At 61.6% G+C, this 16,425-nt stretch carries 16 protein-coding genes; 3 read left to right on the top strand and 13 right to left on the bottom strand.

Going from position 1 to position 16,425, the window contains the following annotated elements; genetic code table 11:
* Positions 1-104: 104 nt before the first annotated feature.
* The 3 genes from AAID08_RS04795 to AAID08_RS04785 are packed head-to-tail and all read left to right on the top strand — an operon-like array spanning position 105 to position 2,143.
* On the top strand, positions 105-1,340 hold the full coding sequence (locus AAID08_RS04795) for an aromatic ring-hydroxylating dioxygenase subunit alpha (protein ID WP_144657235.1): 1,236 nt from the start codon (positions 105-107) through the stop codon (positions 1,338-1,340).
* A gap of 2 nt (positions 1,341-1,342) precedes the next feature.
* Positions 1,343-1,816 carry an aromatic-ring-hydroxylating dioxygenase subunit beta gene (locus AAID08_RS04790; protein WP_395757406.1) on the top strand — a complete coding sequence of 158 codons (474 nt, stop codon included), beginning with the start codon at positions 1,343-1,345 and terminating at the stop codon, positions 1,814-1,816.
* Positions 1,817-1,831: 15 nt separating this feature from the next.
* On the top strand, positions 1,832-2,143 hold the full coding sequence (locus tag AAID08_RS04785) for a non-heme iron oxygenase ferredoxin subunit (RefSeq protein WP_020925024.1): 312 nt from the start codon (positions 1,832-1,834) through the stop codon (positions 2,141-2,143).
* 42 nt (positions 2,144-2,185) lie between these two features.
* Here AAID08_RS04785 and AAID08_RS04780 read toward each other — a convergent pair whose 3' ends face one another.
* From AAID08_RS04780 to AAID08_RS04720, 13 genes are all read right to left on the bottom strand, one after another.
* Entirely contained in the window at positions 2,186-3,022 is an 837-nt protein-coding gene (locus AAID08_RS04780; protein WP_116792688.1) for a ThiF family adenylyltransferase, read from the bottom strand.
* 48 nt (positions 3,023-3,070) lie between these two features.
* Complete coding sequence (locus AAID08_RS04775; RefSeq protein WP_395757405.1) at positions 3,071-4,345, bottom strand: efflux RND transporter periplasmic adaptor subunit; 1,275 nt, start codon at positions 4,343-4,345, stop codon at positions 3,071-3,073.
* Entirely contained in the window at positions 4,338-5,801 is a 1,464-nt protein-coding gene (locus tag AAID08_RS04770; protein ID WP_231132952.1) for a TolC family protein, read from the bottom strand. The genes AAID08_RS04775 and AAID08_RS04770 overlap by 8 nt, the downstream gene beginning before the upstream one ends.
* A gap of 10 nt (positions 5,802-5,811) precedes the next feature.
* Positions 5,812-7,002, bottom strand: coding sequence for an ABC transporter permease (locus AAID08_RS04765; RefSeq protein WP_395757404.1), 1,191 nt, complete (start codon positions 7,000-7,002; stop codon positions 5,812-5,814).
* A gap of 18 nt (positions 7,003-7,020) precedes the next feature.
* Complete coding sequence (locus AAID08_RS04760; RefSeq protein WP_217485633.1) at positions 7,021-7,740, bottom strand: ABC transporter ATP-binding protein; 720 nt, start codon at positions 7,738-7,740, stop codon at positions 7,021-7,023.
* Positions 7,741-7,826: 86 nt separating this feature from the next.
* Complete coding sequence (locus AAID08_RS04755) at positions 7,827-8,237, bottom strand: hypothetical protein (RefSeq protein WP_131727115.1); 411 nt, start codon at positions 8,235-8,237, stop codon at positions 7,827-7,829.
* Positions 8,238-8,590: 353 nt separating this feature from the next.
* Positions 8,591-9,433: a hypothetical protein gene (locus AAID08_RS04750; protein ID WP_175168335.1), complete on the bottom strand. Its 843-nt coding sequence runs from the start codon at positions 9,431-9,433 to the stop codon at positions 8,591-8,593.
* A gap of 258 nt (positions 9,434-9,691) precedes the next feature.
* Positions 9,692-9,793: a hypothetical protein gene (locus tag AAID08_RS04745; RefSeq protein WP_231132953.1), complete on the bottom strand. Its 102-nt coding sequence runs from the start codon at positions 9,791-9,793 to the stop codon at positions 9,692-9,694.
* A gap of 217 nt (positions 9,794-10,010) precedes the next feature.
* Complete coding sequence (locus AAID08_RS04740) at positions 10,011-10,421, bottom strand: hypothetical protein (protein ID WP_131728096.1); 411 nt, start codon at positions 10,419-10,421, stop codon at positions 10,011-10,013.
* Positions 10,422-10,729: 308 nt separating this feature from the next.
* Complete coding sequence (locus tag AAID08_RS04735) at positions 10,730-11,590, bottom strand: hypothetical protein (protein WP_175168334.1); 861 nt, start codon at positions 11,588-11,590, stop codon at positions 10,730-10,732.
* A 192-nt stretch (positions 11,591-11,782) separates the two neighbouring features.
* Positions 11,783-12,691: a LysR substrate-binding domain-containing protein gene (locus AAID08_RS04730; protein WP_116792683.1), complete on the bottom strand. Its 909-nt coding sequence runs from the start codon at positions 12,689-12,691 to the stop codon at positions 11,783-11,785.
* Between the two features lie 342 nt (positions 12,692-13,033).
* Positions 13,034-14,461: an efflux transporter outer membrane subunit gene (locus tag AAID08_RS04725; RefSeq protein ID WP_175168333.1), complete on the bottom strand. Its 1,428-nt coding sequence runs from the start codon at positions 14,459-14,461 to the stop codon at positions 13,034-13,036.
* A 5-nt stretch (positions 14,462-14,466) separates the two neighbouring features.
* The gene (locus AAID08_RS04720; protein ID WP_395757403.1) at positions 14,467-16,425 is read right to left on the bottom strand and encodes a MacB family efflux pump subunit; all 1,959 of its coding nucleotides are present in this window, start codon (positions 16,423-16,425) and stop codon (positions 14,467-14,469) included.

The following is a 16,425-nucleotide window of genomic DNA, read 5'->3' as shown; positions in this document are numbered from 1 at the left end:
CGCCGATGAACGCGCCCCTGGATACCGCGCCGGACACGATCGCCGGCGCCGCCGCCAACTCTGCCTGCCCCGCCAGCGCCGCCCGCGAACAGCCGCTGTCGTTCATGCCCCCCTGGCAGGGCAACGGCAGCCACCGCATTCCCTTCGGCGTCTACACCGACGCCGCCCTGCACCAGCGCGAGCTGGAGCGATTTTTCTATCGCGGCCACTGGAGCTACGTCGGCCTGGAAGCGGAAATCCCCAATCCCGGCGACTTCAAGCGCACCGCCGTGGGCGAGCGCTCCGTCATCCTGCTGCGCGACAACGACGGTCAGGTGCGCGTGGTGGAGAACGTCTGCGCCCATCGCGGCGTGCAGTTCTGCCGCGAACGTTCCGGCAACCGCAGCGAGTTCGTCTGCCCCTACCACCAGTGGAACTACGACCTGCAGGGCAACCTGATCGGCGTGCCGTTCCGCCGCGGCGTCAAGCAGGACGGCCGCGTCAATGGCGGCATGCCGCCCGATTTCAAGCCGGAAGATCACGGCCTGACCAAGCTGGCCGTGGCCTGCCGCAACGGCGTGGTGTTCGCCTCGTTCGATCACGACGTCGAGCCGCTGGAGGACTACCTGGGCCCGGATATCCTGCACTACTTCGACCGCGTCTTCGACGGCCGCCAACTGGTCATCCACGGCTACAGCCGCCAGCGCATCCCGGGCAACTGGAAGCTGATGCAGGAGAACATCAAGGACCCTTACCACCCCGGCCTGCTGCACACCTGGTTCGTCACCTTCGGCCTGTGGCGCGCCGACAACCGCTCCGAACTGAAGATGGACCGCCACTTCCGCCACGCAGCCATGATCTCGACCCGCGGCCAGGGCGGCAAGGGCAGCGTCACCAGCGGCGTGTCCAGCTTCAAGGAACAGATGACGCTGAACGACGACCGCTTCCTGGACATCGTGCCGGAACCCTGGTGGAACGGCCCCACCGCCGTGCTGATGACGCTGTTCCCCAGCGTCATCATCCAGCAGCAGGTCAACTCGCTGTCCACGCGCCACATCCAGCCGGTCGGCCACGACGCCTTCGACTTCGTCTGGACCCACTTCGGCTTCGCCGACGACACCCCCGAGATGACACAGCGCCGCCTGCGCCAGGCCAACCTGTTCGGCCCGGCCGGCTTCGTCTCGGCGGACGATGGCGAAGTGATCGAGTTCTCGCAATCCGGCTTCGCGCAGAAGCCCTGGCACCGCAGCGTGGCCGAATTGGGCGGCAAGACCGCCGAGAACACCGACCACATGGTGACCGAAACCCTGATCCGCGGCATGTACGCCTACTGGCGCCGCGTGATGGAAGCGGAGGCGTGAACATGCTGGACTTCCCCCTCTACTACCAGTTGACCCGGCTGTACGCCGACTACGCCGCCGCGCTCGACGCCGAACAGTGGGAGCAATGGCCCGACTTCTTCCTGGAGGACTGCGTCTACAAGGTGCTGCCGCGCGAGAACCACGAACGCGGCTATCCGCTGGCGACCATGTCGTTCGAGAGCCGCGCCATGCTCAAGGACCGCATCTACGGCGCCACCGACACCATCTTCCACGACCCCTACTACCAGCGTCACGTGGTCGGCGCCCCCCGCGTGCTGTCGGTGCGGGGCGACCGCATCGAATCGGAAGCCAACTACGCGGTGTTCCGCACCAAGCCGAACCAACTGACCACGGTCTACAACGTCGGCCGCTACCTGGACGTGATCCGGCGGACGCCCGACGGGCTGAAGTTCGAGTCGCGCCTGTGCATCTTCGACAGCGAGCTGATCCCGAATTCGCTGATCTACCCCATCTGACCAGGACACCAAGACATGAGTACGAACTGGATCAAGGCCATCGCGCTGGCCGACGTGCCGGACGAAGACGTGATCGCCGTGCAGGCGGGCGGCCGCGAGATCGCGCTGTACGGCGTGGAAGGCAACGTCTACGCCACCGACAACCTCTGTACGCACGGCAATGCGCGCCTGTGCGACGGCTTCCTGACGGGCCACGAGATCGAGTGCCCGCTGCACCAGGGCCGCTTCGACGTGCGCGACGGCCGCGCGCTCTGTTCGCCGCTACGCGACAACCTGGCGACCTACCCGGTCAGGATCGAGGACGGCGTGGTGTTCGTGGCGCTGTGACCCGGGCGCGGCGGCGTTCCGTGACGGGCCGTCGCCGCCCAGCTAGCCTTGCAACGCCAGCCGCAAGGCCTCGTTGGCGGCCGCCATGCCCATGGCGGCGGTCACGGTGACCACCGAGCCATAGCCGGCGCAGGACAACCCCTGCGGCGCCACGGCCTGCGCCGAGGCGCCCATATCGTCCTCGGCCTCGGCCTGCCGCGTCCATTCATCGGGCAGGATGGCGGGCTGATCGAACCACAGGGCATGAATCCCCATCTTCGGCACGCGCTTGAGCGCCTTGCCGTTCTTGTCCGCCGCCCGCGGAAACCCATGCTCGCGCCGCAGCTTGTTGCGCAGCTTGGACAGCAAGGCGTCATTGACCGCGGCCGACAGGTCGCCGGCGCGCAACGCCAGCGGATCGGTCTTGCCGCCGGCGCCGCCGCACAGCAGCATCGGAATCCCCAGCGCCCGCGCATGCAGGATCATGGCGATCTTGGCGGCGGCCTGGTCGGTGCAGTCGATGATGGCGCTATAGGGGCCGGGCAGCACTTGCGCGACGTTTTCCGGAGAAACGAAATCGTCCACACGGGTCAGGCGACATTCGGGATTGATGGCCAGGACGCGTTCGGCCATGGCATCCACCTTGGATTGCCCCAGGGTCTGCGTCAAGGCGTGGATCTGCCGGTTGACGTTGGATTCGGCGATGTGGTCCAGGTCGATCAGCGTCAGGGCGCCGACCCCGCAGCGGGCCAGCGCTTCGACCGTCCACGAGCCTACGCCACCCAGGCCGGCGACGGCGATGTGGGCGTTCTGGAGGCGGGCGGGAGCCTCGGGGCCGTAGAGGCGGGACAGGCTGCCGAAGCGGCGGGCGATGTCAGCTTTTTCTTCTGGGGCGGTCATGGGGGGTATTTTATATGGGCGCGCGTCGGGCGATCCCCCCGGGTCCTTTCACGGCGAAGGTTGCCATTCATCCCGGACATAACCCGGTGAAAGGCCCGTCACGACCACCCCGTCCGGCGTGGCAGGCCCGGCCGAGACCACGATCGACCGCTCGGTGGAGCTTGCCGATTCACGAAACCGGACAAGGCTCTTTCCCGCGTCAGTACGAATCACCGTGGCCGGCACCACCATCGCCTGCTCATCATGAAATATCACGATCGAGGCGCTCGCCGTCATTCCCAGCCGCACCACCGCCTGTTGCGCCGCCGTCAGCGGCGGCAATGCAATCACTACCCGATACATCGTGCCCGCCTGCGAGTCTCCCTCGAGTCCCTGCACCCCGATCGATTCCAATTCGCCGGAAAGCGCCAGGTCCCTGAATCCTTCGCCACGTATTTCCACCGGCTGGCCTGGACGCAGCCGATTCAGATCCGTCTCGTCGACCTTGGCCACGACATGGACCCGCGCGACGTTGGCAATGGCCAACAGCCCCTGGCCCTGCCCAACCTTGGCGCCCGCCAACAATGGCTCTCCGGCGGCGTCCCGCCTGCCATCGCCGTTGCCCGGGACCCGGATCACGACACCCGAAAACGGCGCCACCACCACGCCGGAGGCCTCATCGGCCAGCGCATTGAGCCGGGCCGTGGCATTGGCCACCTCCATTTCCGCGAGTTGCCGCGCTTGCCCCTTGCCGCGCTCCCGGGCGTCGGCGAGTTCCGCCTCTGCCGAGGCCACCGACAGGGATTGCATCTTTTCCTGCTGGATCAACGCATCCAGCTCCATGCGGGGCACGATTCCGCGCTCATAGAGCTGCCTGGTCTCAACCAGCTTCTGATGCGTGTCGCTCAGACTGAGACGCGCGCTCGACAGGGTTTGACGAGCGCGGGCGACGTCAGGGCCAGACTCCCAGTGGTCGATGTCGCTCAGGAGCTTGCGCGCCTTGATCTGTTCGCTCAGCGCCTGGCGTCGCTGTATGTCGAGTTCGGTCACATCCATCTCGAGCAGGCGCTGGCCCGCCTCCACCCGCTGCCCTTCCGACACCTCAAGCGACTTGATATTGCCATCGAAGGGCGCTGTGATTGTGACGATCTGCTCCGGAACGATCTTTCCCGCCACGCCCAGACGAATCTCGACCGGCCGTGGCGAAACCAATGTCCAGGGCGAGGGTTTATCTTGCGCCCTGCCGCCAGGCGGTCGATGCCATGCAAAGGCGATCGCCGCGACGGCAAGCAGGGCCACGCCCGCCGCCATCAGGCCGGATTTATAGGCAGAGAGCTTAGTCATTCAGCGAGATACCCCAACTTTGCAATGTCATGCCAAGCTTCAGGTCCAACTGCGCCTGTGCATCCAGATAGCCGATCAAGGCATTGAGTCGGGCGTTCTCCGCCCCGCGTAGATCGGTTTCAAAGGCCAGCACCTGAAAATTGCTCGATCGTCCTGCCTGCAGTTTCTGGCGTTCGATCTCGAGCTTCTTGCGTGAAAGATCGCGAACGCGCCCCGCGATTTCGTACTGGCGCCATCGAGAGGCCAGTTCCCGCACCGCGTTATTCACGTCCAGCGCCAACTGCTGTTCGGCGTCTTCGAGCAGCAGCGCCTGGTTGTCCGCGTCGGCTTTTGCATGGACGGCAGCCTGTCGCGCGCTCAGGTCCCCGATCGGTATCTGGACCTGGACACCCACATACCCGTCCCAATGGCGATCGGACACCGCCTCCGAATGGCTCGATCGCCTTGTCCGCCCTTGGCTGGCGCCGCCCATCAGGGAAACATCCCACAGGCGGTTGTCGCGCGCGACCGCAAGATTGATATCGGCCTGTTCCCGGGCGATCACCTGCTGCAAATACCGCGGTTGGTGCGTCAACGCGATGCGCTGGGCATCCTGCACGCTGAGCGTCGAGGGCATTTTCCCGGGCCTGTCGCTGGCCCGGATCCGGCTGCGCAGATCCAGGGCCAGCAGTTGCAGCAACATCAATCGGCTGGCGTTGAGATCGTTATCGGCATTCTCGACATTGAACTCCTGGGCGGCCACATCGGCCTCCGTCTGCACCAGGTCGACCCGCGCCATGCGTCCGGCTGCGATCAGCGCCTGGTTGATCTCCAGAAGCGCTTGGGAACGCTGCAATGCCGCCTTGGCAATGGTGACTTGCTCCTGCGCCCGCATCAATTGCCAGTAGGCCTGGACGATCTGCGTAACGGTCTGGGAAACCGAATCCTGCAAAGTCAGCCGATTGCTTTGCTCGATCAAGCGCGCCATGCGCAAGGGCGCGGTTGCCACCTCGCGGCCCGCGCCGCGCAGCAAGGGTTGGATGATCGCGAGCGTGACGCCGTCGTCGCGGAACCCTCCCGCCCGGTTGGCCTTGCTCAATTGGCTGGTCCAACCCAGGCTGAAACGCGTGCCGAATTCGCCTACCATCGTCGCCGCGGGCGAAAGCACCCCCTGCCGCGAACGATCGTCCTGATTGCGGTTGCCGGTGATCTGCCCGGTAACGAGAAGCTTGGGCGAAAAGAAATCCTCGGCCACGCGCAGGTCGAACTTCTGCGCCACGCGGGTCAGGTAGGCGCTGCGTATGCCGCGATTGGCGCGCAAGCCGAGAAAGACGGCATCGGTCAAGGTCAGATCGACGACGCCTTCGCCCAACACGGCCGGCGCCTGATACCGCATGGCCGGGCGAGACGGCAACGGCTCATCACCCGCGCGTGCCACGGGTGACAGCGCCGCCAACCCAAGCGCCACGATGAGCATCCGCGCCGCACTACGCATCGCGCAAGGCCTGGACAGGCTCCAGCCGCGAAGCCGCGACGGCCGGATACCAACCGAAGAACAACCCCGTCAGCAGCGCCGTGCCCATCCCCAAGGGCAAGGATGCGGGCGCCAGCACGAAATCCCAACCGGAGTAGCGCGCAAAAGCGTAGGCCGCGCCAACGCCGAACACTGCGCCCAGCGCCGCGCCCACAATGGCCAACAGACCCGCCTCGGCGAGGAACAACAGGCGGATGTCGCGCCGGGTCGCCCCGAGCGCCAAGCGAACGCCGATCTCGCGCCGCCTTTCGGAAACACTCATCAGCATCACGTTCATCACGCCCACGCCGCCCACCAGCAATGAGATCGCGCCCAGTCCCGCGAGCAGATATGAAAAGGTTCGGGACTGACGCTCGAGACCATCAATCAACTGCCGGGGAATATCCACCTGGACCTCCCTGCCGGGCACCTGCGTGCCGACATACCCGCGCAGCGCGCTGGCCGTTTCCACAAGGTCGGCCATAGGCGTCGCCCTGACCAGGATGGCGCCGAGTTCAGGCTTGGGAAACAATCGGTGCAGCCCTTCAATGGGAACGATCACCGATCGGTCCGCATCGACCGGAATCAGCGGATTCCCCTTCATGCTGCGCGTGACGCCGATGACCTGATAGAAGTAGCCGCCAATTTGCAGCGAGGCACCCAGGGCGAGCGGATGCGCCGGACTGCCCAGTTCACGCGCGATTTCCGCACCGACGACGGCAAATGTGGCATGACGATCGAACGGCGACAGGAAACGGCCGCGCTCCATGCGCAGATTCATCGCGGCGGCAAGATCCGGCGTCGTGCCTACGATCCTGGGAACCATCGTACGTCCCGGGAAACGCAGCGGCACGTTGTAGACCGACAGGGGCGCCGCATGGCGGATGCCCGGCACGGCTTGCGCCAACGCGCCGGCATCCAACGCGCGGGGCAGCGCGCGCGGCTTGGCGCCCGTCACCGGGAAAGTCACCACCAGGACGTCCGTACCCATGTCCTTGAACATGCGCATCACCTGTTCGGCGGCGCTATGCCCGATGTTCAGGAGCGCGATGATGGCGGTGCTGCCGACCATGATGCCGAGCAAAGCCAACAAGGCCCTGCGACCCATTTGGCGCAGGCTGTCAGCCGCTTGCAGCGCAGTTTGCGTCAGCGATAGACCGCGCATGCACCGGAACACCGGAAATCAACGCCTTTCGTCGCAGTGGCAGGGTTCATGCAGTACACCGTCGCGCATATGAATCTGGCGCGAGAAGCGGCCAGCCAGGTTGGCATCATGCGTCACCATCACGATCGTGACCGCCCGCTCGCGGTTCAGCCCCATGAGCAAGGCCATGATGCTCTCGGCTGAAGCCTGATCCAGATTACCGGTCGGTTCGTCCGCAAGAATGACGGAGGGATTGCCGACCAAGGCGCGGGCAATGGCGACCCGCTGGCGCTGCCCGCCGGAGAGATCGGCAGGGAGATGCCCGCCGCGATCGGCCAATCCAACTTGACGAAGCCAATCCATGGCCGTGGCCCGCGCCTGGGCTCGCGGGATACCACGATAGAACAGTGGCAAGGCAACGTTATCGAGGGCGTTCATACGGGGCAACAGGTTGAAGGACTGAAAAACAAACCCGATCTCTCGATTGCGAACCCAGGCGCGGGCGTTCTCGTCCATAGCCAGCATGTCGCTTCCGCGAAACAGGAACTGGCCGGCCGACGGCCGGTCGAGCAAGCCCAGGATATTGAGCAAGGTGCTCTTGCCGGAACCGGACGCCCCAAGCAGCGCGCAGGTTTCGCCGGGGTGGAGCTCAAGTGTCACATCGCGCAGCACGCTTACTGATTGGCTGCCTTTGCGATAAGCATGGCGGACACGTGTGATTTGAATGAGCGGATGGCCCCACGAATCTGCAATCCACATCAGTCACAAGGTCCAGAATCGACTTATATCTCTTTATAGCGACTTATCGTCAAATTGAAGATAAGTCGCTATCCATTACAACTCTCTTAGTCGTTGTAATAAACCACCATCGTGGCAAGAATATAACGAGGATATGGCCCGACACCTGTCCCGGTATACGTTACAGAAAACGGCTTATCAGCAGAATTTCCGTCAAAATAATGGGATATCTGCCCACTCGAGGATAACGAGGCGCAACTGACCCCACCGTTATAGCAAACCAGCGCCGACACATTTGCCTGTGAGCTATCCTGAATTTGAATTTGAACGCCTTTAATTTTCTTTCCTACTGGTGAGACAAGAAAATTGCTAGGTTGATAAACAACAGTAGCGGTGCCTCCTCTTCGTGACACATAGTCGCCACTTTTATAAGTGGACCACACATAATCACCGGCAAACGCACTACCGGAGAACAACAGCGAAGCAACAACCAAAAAACGCAGCAACTTATTTTTCATTAGATTTCTCCACAAAATACAGACAGCACATCAATCATTGACTGATGCCGGACTCACCCGCGGGATGGCTTCTACCGCTATCGCCTTATCAACGCACAAGGTGAACAGATTGGATAAACCTGTCCTTCAATTGGAGCGCATAAAGAACATCGCATATTTCTATTTTTGGAACACTAGTGACCAAATAGGTCAGACCACAGAGACATCGACCAAATCATTACCAGCAGCTTTTCAGCACATAAAAAAATCGCCATCAACGCACTTTGTCTAAAAAAACGCCCGACGATATTAATCGGGCACCATATCTTCCATGAGAATTACAGCAGAACAAATCCAGAGACAACAATCTACATTCAAAGACCAGATATCAACGTCGGCTTTTGATTCACACTACGATAGAGCAAATCCATCAGGATATATTGCCTATGCCTTTCCATATCATGCGCCATCTGTAGCAACATTCTGCGTGAAAACCCATCCTTAGCCTGCATCAGGGCCCCGTCCTTTGATTCGCCTGGCGGGTCATATTTGAAGGAGAAAGAACCGCCGCCCCCCTCGAACGGATCGCCATGTCCTCCCCATTGAGGCATAGACTCCACCTTCTCTCGAAACTTGACACTGAATCCGAATTTGTATGCGAAATCATCCGGCTGGGACAGAATCAATCTTCCTATTTTTTTATAGATATCCATCGCTGAGCTGCCTTTACTCATCTCGACTGCATACATCGATTTCAGGTCAGCAACAAATGCATTGGATTGTTTTTTATCTATCATCTCACTTTCAGGAGTAACCGGAATTCTAGTTGTTGCATAATATAAATCTCCTCCGTTAATATAATCAGAACAATCAAATCCAGGAGAATAATCATTAAAAACCCAGGTTTTTAGTTGTTCATACTGTTCGGCCTCTGTATATTGATTGGCAAAACGAGCCAACCAATCAGGTGTCCAGCACACCAACAAGCTCAGGTCTGCATCCGCGTCGTCAGCCTCCTGGCTTGACAGCGCCACCGCCTTATCAGACAGGGTCACGGCCTTCGATGCGGGGGAGCTTTCGATATATTTTTGCTTCGCAGAACCCATGACTTCGGTAAAGCGGGCCTCCCCATTCGCGTCCGTAGTGAACCGCGTCGACGAATAGTTGAAACCGAGCGGGCCGCTCGGACCTGACAGCGTTGAATTGGATACTTGCACAAGCAGCTCCTGATTGATTCAAGCAATTGACACCCCTGACTTCTTTTCCAAAAGCGCCACAAAGACAGGGAATTGGATCTTTCAATCTAGAACGGCGAGTGGCCCATGACGTTGCCTTATGAGAAACGCGCCAGACCGAAAAGGTAACGTACGGGCAACCCACCCGAAGGCGGTACCCACCGCGCAGATAGGCAGCAATTCGCCCCGCAATGGCTAGTTCAACCTGATGAAGTTTTTCTGTTGCCGGGAGTTGCCCCCCTAGCGGGGTTCCCCAGGTAGGAACCGGTCCGCCGAAAGCCACTCGAGCAAGCCCAGGAGGTTGAGCAACGTGCTCTCGCCGGAACCGGAAGCCCCGAGCATCGCGCATGTTTTACCGGAATGGACCTCGAATGCCACGTCACGCAGCACGGGTATGGACTGGCTGTCCATGCGATAGGTATGGCCGACACGTGTGATTTGAATGAGCGGAAGGCCCGGAGTGTCAGTAATTCGCATCGATCACATAGTCCGAAATCGACGCGAATAGCTTCGACAACAACTCAACGCCAGATCTACGAGTCGCCACTCAAGGAGTTAGTTAATCGCCGTAATAGACCACCATCGTGGCGATAACGTAGCGTGGATACGGACCAAGACCAGTACCGGTATACCTTACCGTGAACGGCTTATCGGCCGGCCTGCCATTAAACATTTTATAGATTTGTCCACTGTAGGTTATGGGATAGCAATCGATCGGGCCGTTATAGCAAACCTCCATTGATACGTTTGCCTGGGAACTATCTTGAAGCTGAACTTGCACACCAGTGACGGTTTTCCCCAGTGGCGAGACAAGAAAATTGCTGGGTTGATACACAACCGTGGCGGTTCCCCCTCTTCTCGACACATAGTCACCACTCTTATAGGTGGACCACACATAATCACCGGCAAACGCGCTGCCGGAGAACAAAAGCGAAGCAACAACCGAAACATGCAACAATCGATTTTTCATGAAATCTCTCCATGGGGTACGTTGACTATGCATCAATCATCGACTGATGCCGAACTCACCCTTGGGATGACTTATGCTTCAAAAACTTGGTCAACATGCAGGGTGAAGCAGGTTGACGACCTGCCACCTCAATTTGAACGCAGCCATGAACTCGCATATTGCTATTTTTGGAACACGCGTGACCTTATAAATCAGGCAAAACCGGCCAGATTACGAAATAAAAATGCCCGATGAAAATCATCAAGCACCACTTCTGCCAAGAATTTTTTCAAAAAACAGCCCGGGCACAGGACTTTTAAATTTACAACCTACACTCGGTGACTGGATGCAGATTTAGACCTAAAGCCTGCTTTCCCATGAAGCAGGTCCATTAATATCTGTTGCCGCTGCCGCTCTAGATCACTCGCTTTTTGCAATACGGAATTATGCGCAAGACTAGTCTTCGCTTTCACCAATGCGTCAACCTTTGACTCATTCGAGAGTGGCATACTAGATGAGGAATGATCGACATGCCTGCCAAACTGGCTATTATGCGCACTGTTATAAGCCGCGGTAAGAGCATCCATTCTTTCGCGATATTTGACACTAATTCCAAATTTATAGGCAAAATCATCCGGCTGCGCCAAAATCAGCTTCCCGATCTTCTTGTAGATATCCATAGCCGAGCTCCCCTTACTCATTTCGGTGACATACAAGGCTTCCTGTTGAGCTGCAAATGTATCGTGCTGCCGCTTTAACGCGGCCTCCCTTTCGGGCGTGACCAGAATTCTCGTGGTCCCATAATATATGGGACCGCCCTCCGACGTGAGTTCGCTGCAATCGTGCCCTGGCGTGTATGCGCTATTGAAAACCATAATCTCGAGCTTCTGATACCGTTCGGCCTCTGTATAGTTATTTGCGAAACGCGCCAGAGCTTCCGGTGTCCAGCACGCCAACAAGCTGAGATCTGCATCCTCATCTTCGGTCTCCTGGCCTGACAGCGCCACCGCCTTATCAGACAGGGTCACGGCCTTCGATGCGGGGGGGCTTTCGATATATTTTTGCTTCGCAGAACCCATGACTTCGGTGAAGCGGGCCTCCCCATTCGCGTCGGTGGTGAACCGCGTCGACGAATAGTTGAAACCGAGCGGGCCGCTCGGACCTGACAGCGTTGAATTGGATACTTGCACAAGCAGCTCCTGATTGATTCCAGCAATTGACGCCCCTGACTTCTTTTCCAAAAGCGCTACAAAGGCAGGGAATTGGATCTTTCAATCTAGAACGGCGAAAGGCCTATCACGTTGCCTTATGGGCAACGTGATAGGCCCAAAAGGTAACGTGTGGATGTGATCGAGCCAGGCTCACGCACCGATAGTGGCCGTTTACCGCGCGCGGGAAGGTGGAGAGGTGTCTTCGCGCATGGCAATCACCCGCTCAACGAAGCGCGTCACGTTCTGGCGTGCGACGCGGGTTGAGCGCAGGAGCCAGGTCGTCAACGCCGCCGGCTCGGCCAGCGGACGGCTGAGGATGCCGAGTTCCCAGCTTGAAAGGGCCTGGGAAGCGCCCACCAGTGCGAGGCCGACGCCAGCGGCCACCATCGAAAGCATGAGATAGGTCGATTGCACCTGCGCCGCCACGAGAGGTTGGGCCGAACCCTTACTGATCAAGCGGTCGATTTGCCGGCGGCATCCCTCGCAATACTTCGGATCGCCAAGCACCAGGGGATGCCTGAGAACCGCGCTCAATGGAATCACTTCCATCGCCAGCAGCGGGTGGCCGGTGGGGAGAATCACATGGATCGGGTCTTGCCAGGCTCGTTCAGCCACGATGCCGCGGCCCACGTGGTCGGATGGAGCGAAACCCAGGTCGTAAAGGCCTTGGTCCAGGCCTGCGAGTTGCTGGGCGAACGGCACCTCCGAAAAATGGATGACCACGCGCGGCTCGTCCGCGCGGCAACCGGCCATCAACGCGGCCAATCGCGTCGGGTTCATTCCTTCTGACAGGGCAATATGTAGCGCGCCGCGATTGCCAACGGCCACGCCTAGGACGCTGTCGCGCGCCTGACCGATTGCGCTGAATATGGCCGGAATGTGCTCCCGTAGCGCTTCCCCCTCCGGCGTGAGCAGGGTGCCCCGGTTGGACCGCACAAAAAGAGACACCCCCAAGGTGGTTTCCAGCGATTGAATCGCCCGAGACAACGGCGAGATTTCAATATGCAGCCGTTCGGCGGCGCGGCGATAGTTCAACTCGTCGGCCAACACAGCGAAGTACTTCAGCAGTCGCAAGTTCATTCTGAGTATTTCGGTGACGGTGATCGTACGTTGCGGTGAACGTGATCAGTCTGGCGGGGTATTGCGCGGTCAATCGATTGTAGCGACGGCCTTCATGATTCAGCGTCGGCTGACGCTGCTTTCCGTCTTCTATTGCATCAGGTGAAACCGTCCGAATCTGACGGCATAGGCGACGATTCGGGAACAGGCCGAAGCGCTGCGGGTCAGCTTGCGAACTGCCCGAGCCAATATCGAAGTTGACGCGGCCAGGAGGATCGGACGCGATCGGATTTCAGCGCTGGCGCCGGCGATATCGCGCGCCGACGCCGGGGCTTTTTTCAACGCGCTATGGGCGCGATCCGCTCATCGGCCGTCCACCGCGCCAGCACCGGCCATGACGACGGCATCGTCCCCTCCCAGCGCCTGATAGACCTTCACCTGATTCACCAACCGATTCAGGGCATTCTCGTCCCGCGCGATCTCGGCTGCGCGCCGCTTCTCTTGCGCGTCCAGCCAGAACCGCAACGAGACCGAACCGGCTCGGTAGCGCACCTCGTACAGGCGCTCCGCCTCGCGCGCCGCCTTCAGCGACGCGTCCAACTGCTCAGCCTGCAGGCGCAACTGCGTCCGGTTCGACAACGCGTTTTCCACATCCGCCATGGCTTGGTACAGCGCCTGGCGGAAGCTCACCACCCGTTCGTCGAAATCCGCGCGCGAGACCTTCAGGTTCAGGTTCAGGCGGTTGAATTGCAGGAACGGCAGCGTCAGCGCCCCCGTCAGCGTGCCCACGGGGTTCTGCAGCACATTCGACAGCGTCGGGCTGGAGCTGCCCAGCGCGCCGGTCAGGGTCAGCGTCGGGTAGAAACTGGCGCGGGCCGCGTCGATGTTCGACAGCGACTCCCGCAGGCGCAGTTCGGCGGCGCGCAGGTCGGGACGGCGGCCCAGCAGTTCGGCCGGCACGCCTTCGCGCGCCTGCGGCAGCGGGTACTGCGGCAGGCGTTGCGGGTCGGCCATGGTGCGGTCGGGCGGACCGTCGAACAGGATCGCCAGCGCGTTCACGTATTCCACCCGTTGCTGCACCAGCAGCGCGTGCGCCGCCTGCTGGCTGGCCACGGTCTGTTCGGCCTCGGCCACTTCCAGCGCCGAGGCGCCGCCGGCGGCGTATTGCGCGCGCACCAGTTCCTGCGTCTTGCGGGCGTAGGCGATGCTCTCCAGGCTGCTGGCGATGCGCTGGTTGATGAAGGCGGTCTGCCAATACAGCGTGGCGGTGGTGCCCACCAGCGACAGCGCGGAGCTTTGGCGGTCCTGCTCGCTGGCGAGCGCTTCCCACTCGGCGGCGTCGAGCTGGCGCGACAGCTTGCCCCACAGGTCGACCTCGTAGCCGATCGACAGTTCGGCGCTGTTGGTGCGCGTGATTTCGCGTTCGCCGCGCAGGTTGCGCGCGCGCGTCACGTTGCCGGTGCCGGACAGTTGCGGGATAAGTTGGTCCTGTGCCAGTCCGGCCTGCAATTGCGCGCGGCGCACGCGGATGGCGGCGGCGGCCAGGTCGTTGTTGCGCGCCAGCGCGCCATCGACCAGGCCGTCCAGCACCGGGTCGTTGAAATTGCGCCACCAGGCGCCTCCAGCGGCCAGCGCGTTGGCCGGCGCGTCGGCGCCCGTGCCGTGGAGCCAGGCGGCCGGCGACTGCGTCCGCGGCGTTTCGTATTCGCTCTTGAGCAGGCCGCCGCAGCCGGCCAGGGCCAGCACCAGAGCCAGGGCGGCGGGTTTGCGGATCAGGGAAACAGCTTTCATCGTTCTCATTCCCGGGCCAGGGCCTCGACGGGATCCAGGCGCGCCGCGTTGCGCGCCGGGAGATAACCAAACAGCACACCGATCAGGGTCGAGCAGGTGAATGCCGCCACCATCGACGCGGTGGAATAGATCATGCGGAAGGACCCGCCGGTCGCTTTCGAGACCAGCACGCCCAGGCCCAGCGACAGCGCGATACCCACGGCGCCGCCGATCAGGCAGACCAGCACGGCTTCGATCAGGAACTGCTGCATGATGTCGCTGCGCCGCGCGCCCACCGCCATGCGCACGCCAATCTCGCGGGTGCGCTCGGTCACGGATACCAGCATGATGTTCATGACGCCGATACCGCCCACCATCAGCGAGATCAGCGCGATCAGCGATACCAGCAGCGTCATGGTGGCCGTGGTGCGCTCGATGGTCTTGCGGATGGCGTCGGTGTTGAACACGAAGAAATCCTTCACCACGTGGCGCCGCAGCAGCACCTTGGTGATGGCCTGCTCGGCCGCCGCCGGCGGCGCGGCGTCGTTGACGCGCACGGTGATGCTTTTGAGGTGCTGCTGCCCCAGCACGCGCGACAGCGCCGTGGTGTAGGGAATCCACACGTTCAAGGTCTCGTTGTTGCCGAACACCGTGTCGTTCTTCTTGGTGACGCCGATCACCCGCGCCGGCATCGACCCCAGGAACACCACCTGACCGATCGGGTCGGTGTGCGAACCGAACAGGGTCTTGCGGGTGCTCTCGTCGATCACCACTTCCTGGGCGCGCCGCGCCACGCTGGTGGCGTCGAAGAACTTGCCCTGCGCCAGCTTGACGGCGCGCACCCGGAAATACTGCTCGCCCACGCCCTGGATCGAGCCATTCACCGCCACGTTGCGATAGCGCAGCGTGTTGCTGGTGGAGACCTCGGGCGTGACGCTGTCCACGTAGGACTCGCGTGACAGGGCCTCGGCATCGGCCGGCACCAGGGTGCGGATGGTCAGGGCCTTTTCGTCGCCGAAGTCCTTGCCGGGAAACACTTCGACGGTATTGGTGCCGATCTCACTGATGTCTTCCAGGATCTTCTGGCGCGAACCCTCGCCCAGCGCCACCACCGACACCACCGCGGCGATGCCGATGATGATGCCCAGCATGGTCAGCGAGGTGCGCAGGCGGTGCGCGTTCATGGCCAGCAGCGCCATGCGCAGCGCTTCGCCGCAGCGGTCCAGGTAGGCCTGCCAGGCCGGCCGCGGCGGCAGCGGCGCCGCCTCCTCGCGCTTGACCTCGATGCGCGGGACGTCGGGATTGCGCCGGTCCGAGACGATCTCGCCGTCGCTGATCTCGATGATGCGCTGCGCGTGCCGCGCCACGTTCATGTCGTGGGTGACCAGGATGATGGTGTGGCCGGCGGCGTTCAGTTCCTCCAGGATGCGCAGCACTTCCTGGCCGGTGTGCGTGTCCAGCGCGCCGGTCGGCTCGTCGGCCAGGATGATGTCGCCGCCATTCATCAGCGCGCGCGCGATGCTCACACGCTGCTGCTGGCCGCCGGACAACTGGCCAGGCCGGTGGCCGGTGCGTTCGCCGAGCCCCAGGCGCTCGAGCAGGTCGGCGGCGCGTTCCAGCCGGGCCTCGCGGCGCTTGCCGGCGTAGACGGCCGGCACCTCGACGTTGCCCTGCGCCGTCAGGTCGGACAGCAGGTGGTAGCGCTGGAAGATGAAGCCGAAATGCTCGCGGCGCAGCTCGGCCAGCTCGTCCGGATCCAGTTCGCCCGTGCTGCGGCCGCTGACGCGGTAGTCGCCGCTGGTGGCGCGGTCCAGGCAGCCCAGGATGTTCATCAGGGTCGACTTGCCCGAACCGGACGCGCCGACGATGGCCACCATTTCCCCGGCCTCGATGGTCAGGTTGATGTCCTTGAGAACGGCGATGGTCTGCTCGCCCGCGGGGAATTCGCGCCGGACCCCGGACAGCGAAATCAACGGTTCGGCCAT

This window comes from Achromobacter sp. EB05 (assembly GCF_044232075.1).
GTDB lineage: Bacteria > Pseudomonadota > Gammaproteobacteria > Burkholderiales > Burkholderiaceae_B > Achromobacter > Achromobacter dolens.
Note: the sequence above shows the minus strand (reverse complement) of the source record. Positions and strands in the feature narration are given on the sequence as shown.

Coding starts and splice junctions, on each gene's coding strand:
- AAID08_RS04785 (WP_020925024.1), top strand. CDS start 1,832: ATGAGTACGAACTGGATCAAGGCCATCGCGCTGGCCGACGTGCCGGAC.
- AAID08_RS04720 (WP_395757403.1), bottom strand. CDS start 16,425: ATGGCCGAACCGTTGATTTCGCTGTCCGGGGTCCGGCGCGAATTCCCC.
- AAID08_RS04725 (WP_175168333.1), bottom strand. CDS start 14,461: ATGAAAGCTGTTTCCCTGATCCGCAAACCCGCCGCCCTGGCTCTGGTG.
- AAID08_RS04770 (WP_231132952.1), bottom strand. CDS start 5,801: ATGCTCATCGTGGCGCTTGGGTTGGCGGCGCTGTCACCCGTGGCACGC.
- AAID08_RS04765 (WP_395757404.1), bottom strand. CDS start 7,002: ATGCGCGGTCTATCGCTGACGCAAACTGCGCTGCAAGCGGCTGACAGC.
- AAID08_RS04760 (WP_217485633.1), bottom strand. CDS start 7,740: ATGTGGATTGCAGATTCGTGGGGCCATCCGCTCATTCAAATCACACGT.
- AAID08_RS04745 (WP_231132953.1), bottom strand. CDS start 9,793: ATGCTCGGGGCTTCCGGTTCCGGCGAGAGCACGTTGCTCAACCTCCTG.
- AAID08_RS04780 (WP_116792688.1), bottom strand. CDS start 3,022: ATGACCGCCCCAGAAGAAAAAGCTGACATCGCCCGCCGCTTCGGCAGC.
- AAID08_RS04740 (WP_131728096.1), bottom strand. CDS start 10,421: ATGAAAAATCGATTGTTGCATGTTTCGGTTGTTGCTTCGCTTTTGTTC.
- AAID08_RS04730 (WP_116792683.1), bottom strand. CDS start 12,691: ATGAACTTGCGACTGCTGAAGTACTTCGCTGTGTTGGCCGACGAGTTG.
- AAID08_RS04790 (WP_395757406.1), top strand. CDS start 1,343: ATGCTGGACTTCCCCCTCTACTACCAGTTGACCCGGCTGTACGCCGAC.
- AAID08_RS04795 (WP_144657235.1), top strand. CDS start 105: ATGCCCCCCTGGCAGGGCAACGGCAGCCACCGCATTCCCTTCGGCGTC.
- AAID08_RS04775 (WP_395757405.1), bottom strand. CDS start 4,345: ATGACTAAGCTCTCTGCCTATAAATCCGGCCTGATGGCGGCGGGCGTG.
- AAID08_RS04755 (WP_131727115.1), bottom strand. CDS start 8,237: ATGAAAAATAAGTTGCTGCGTTTTTTGGTTGTTGCTTCGCTGTTGTTC.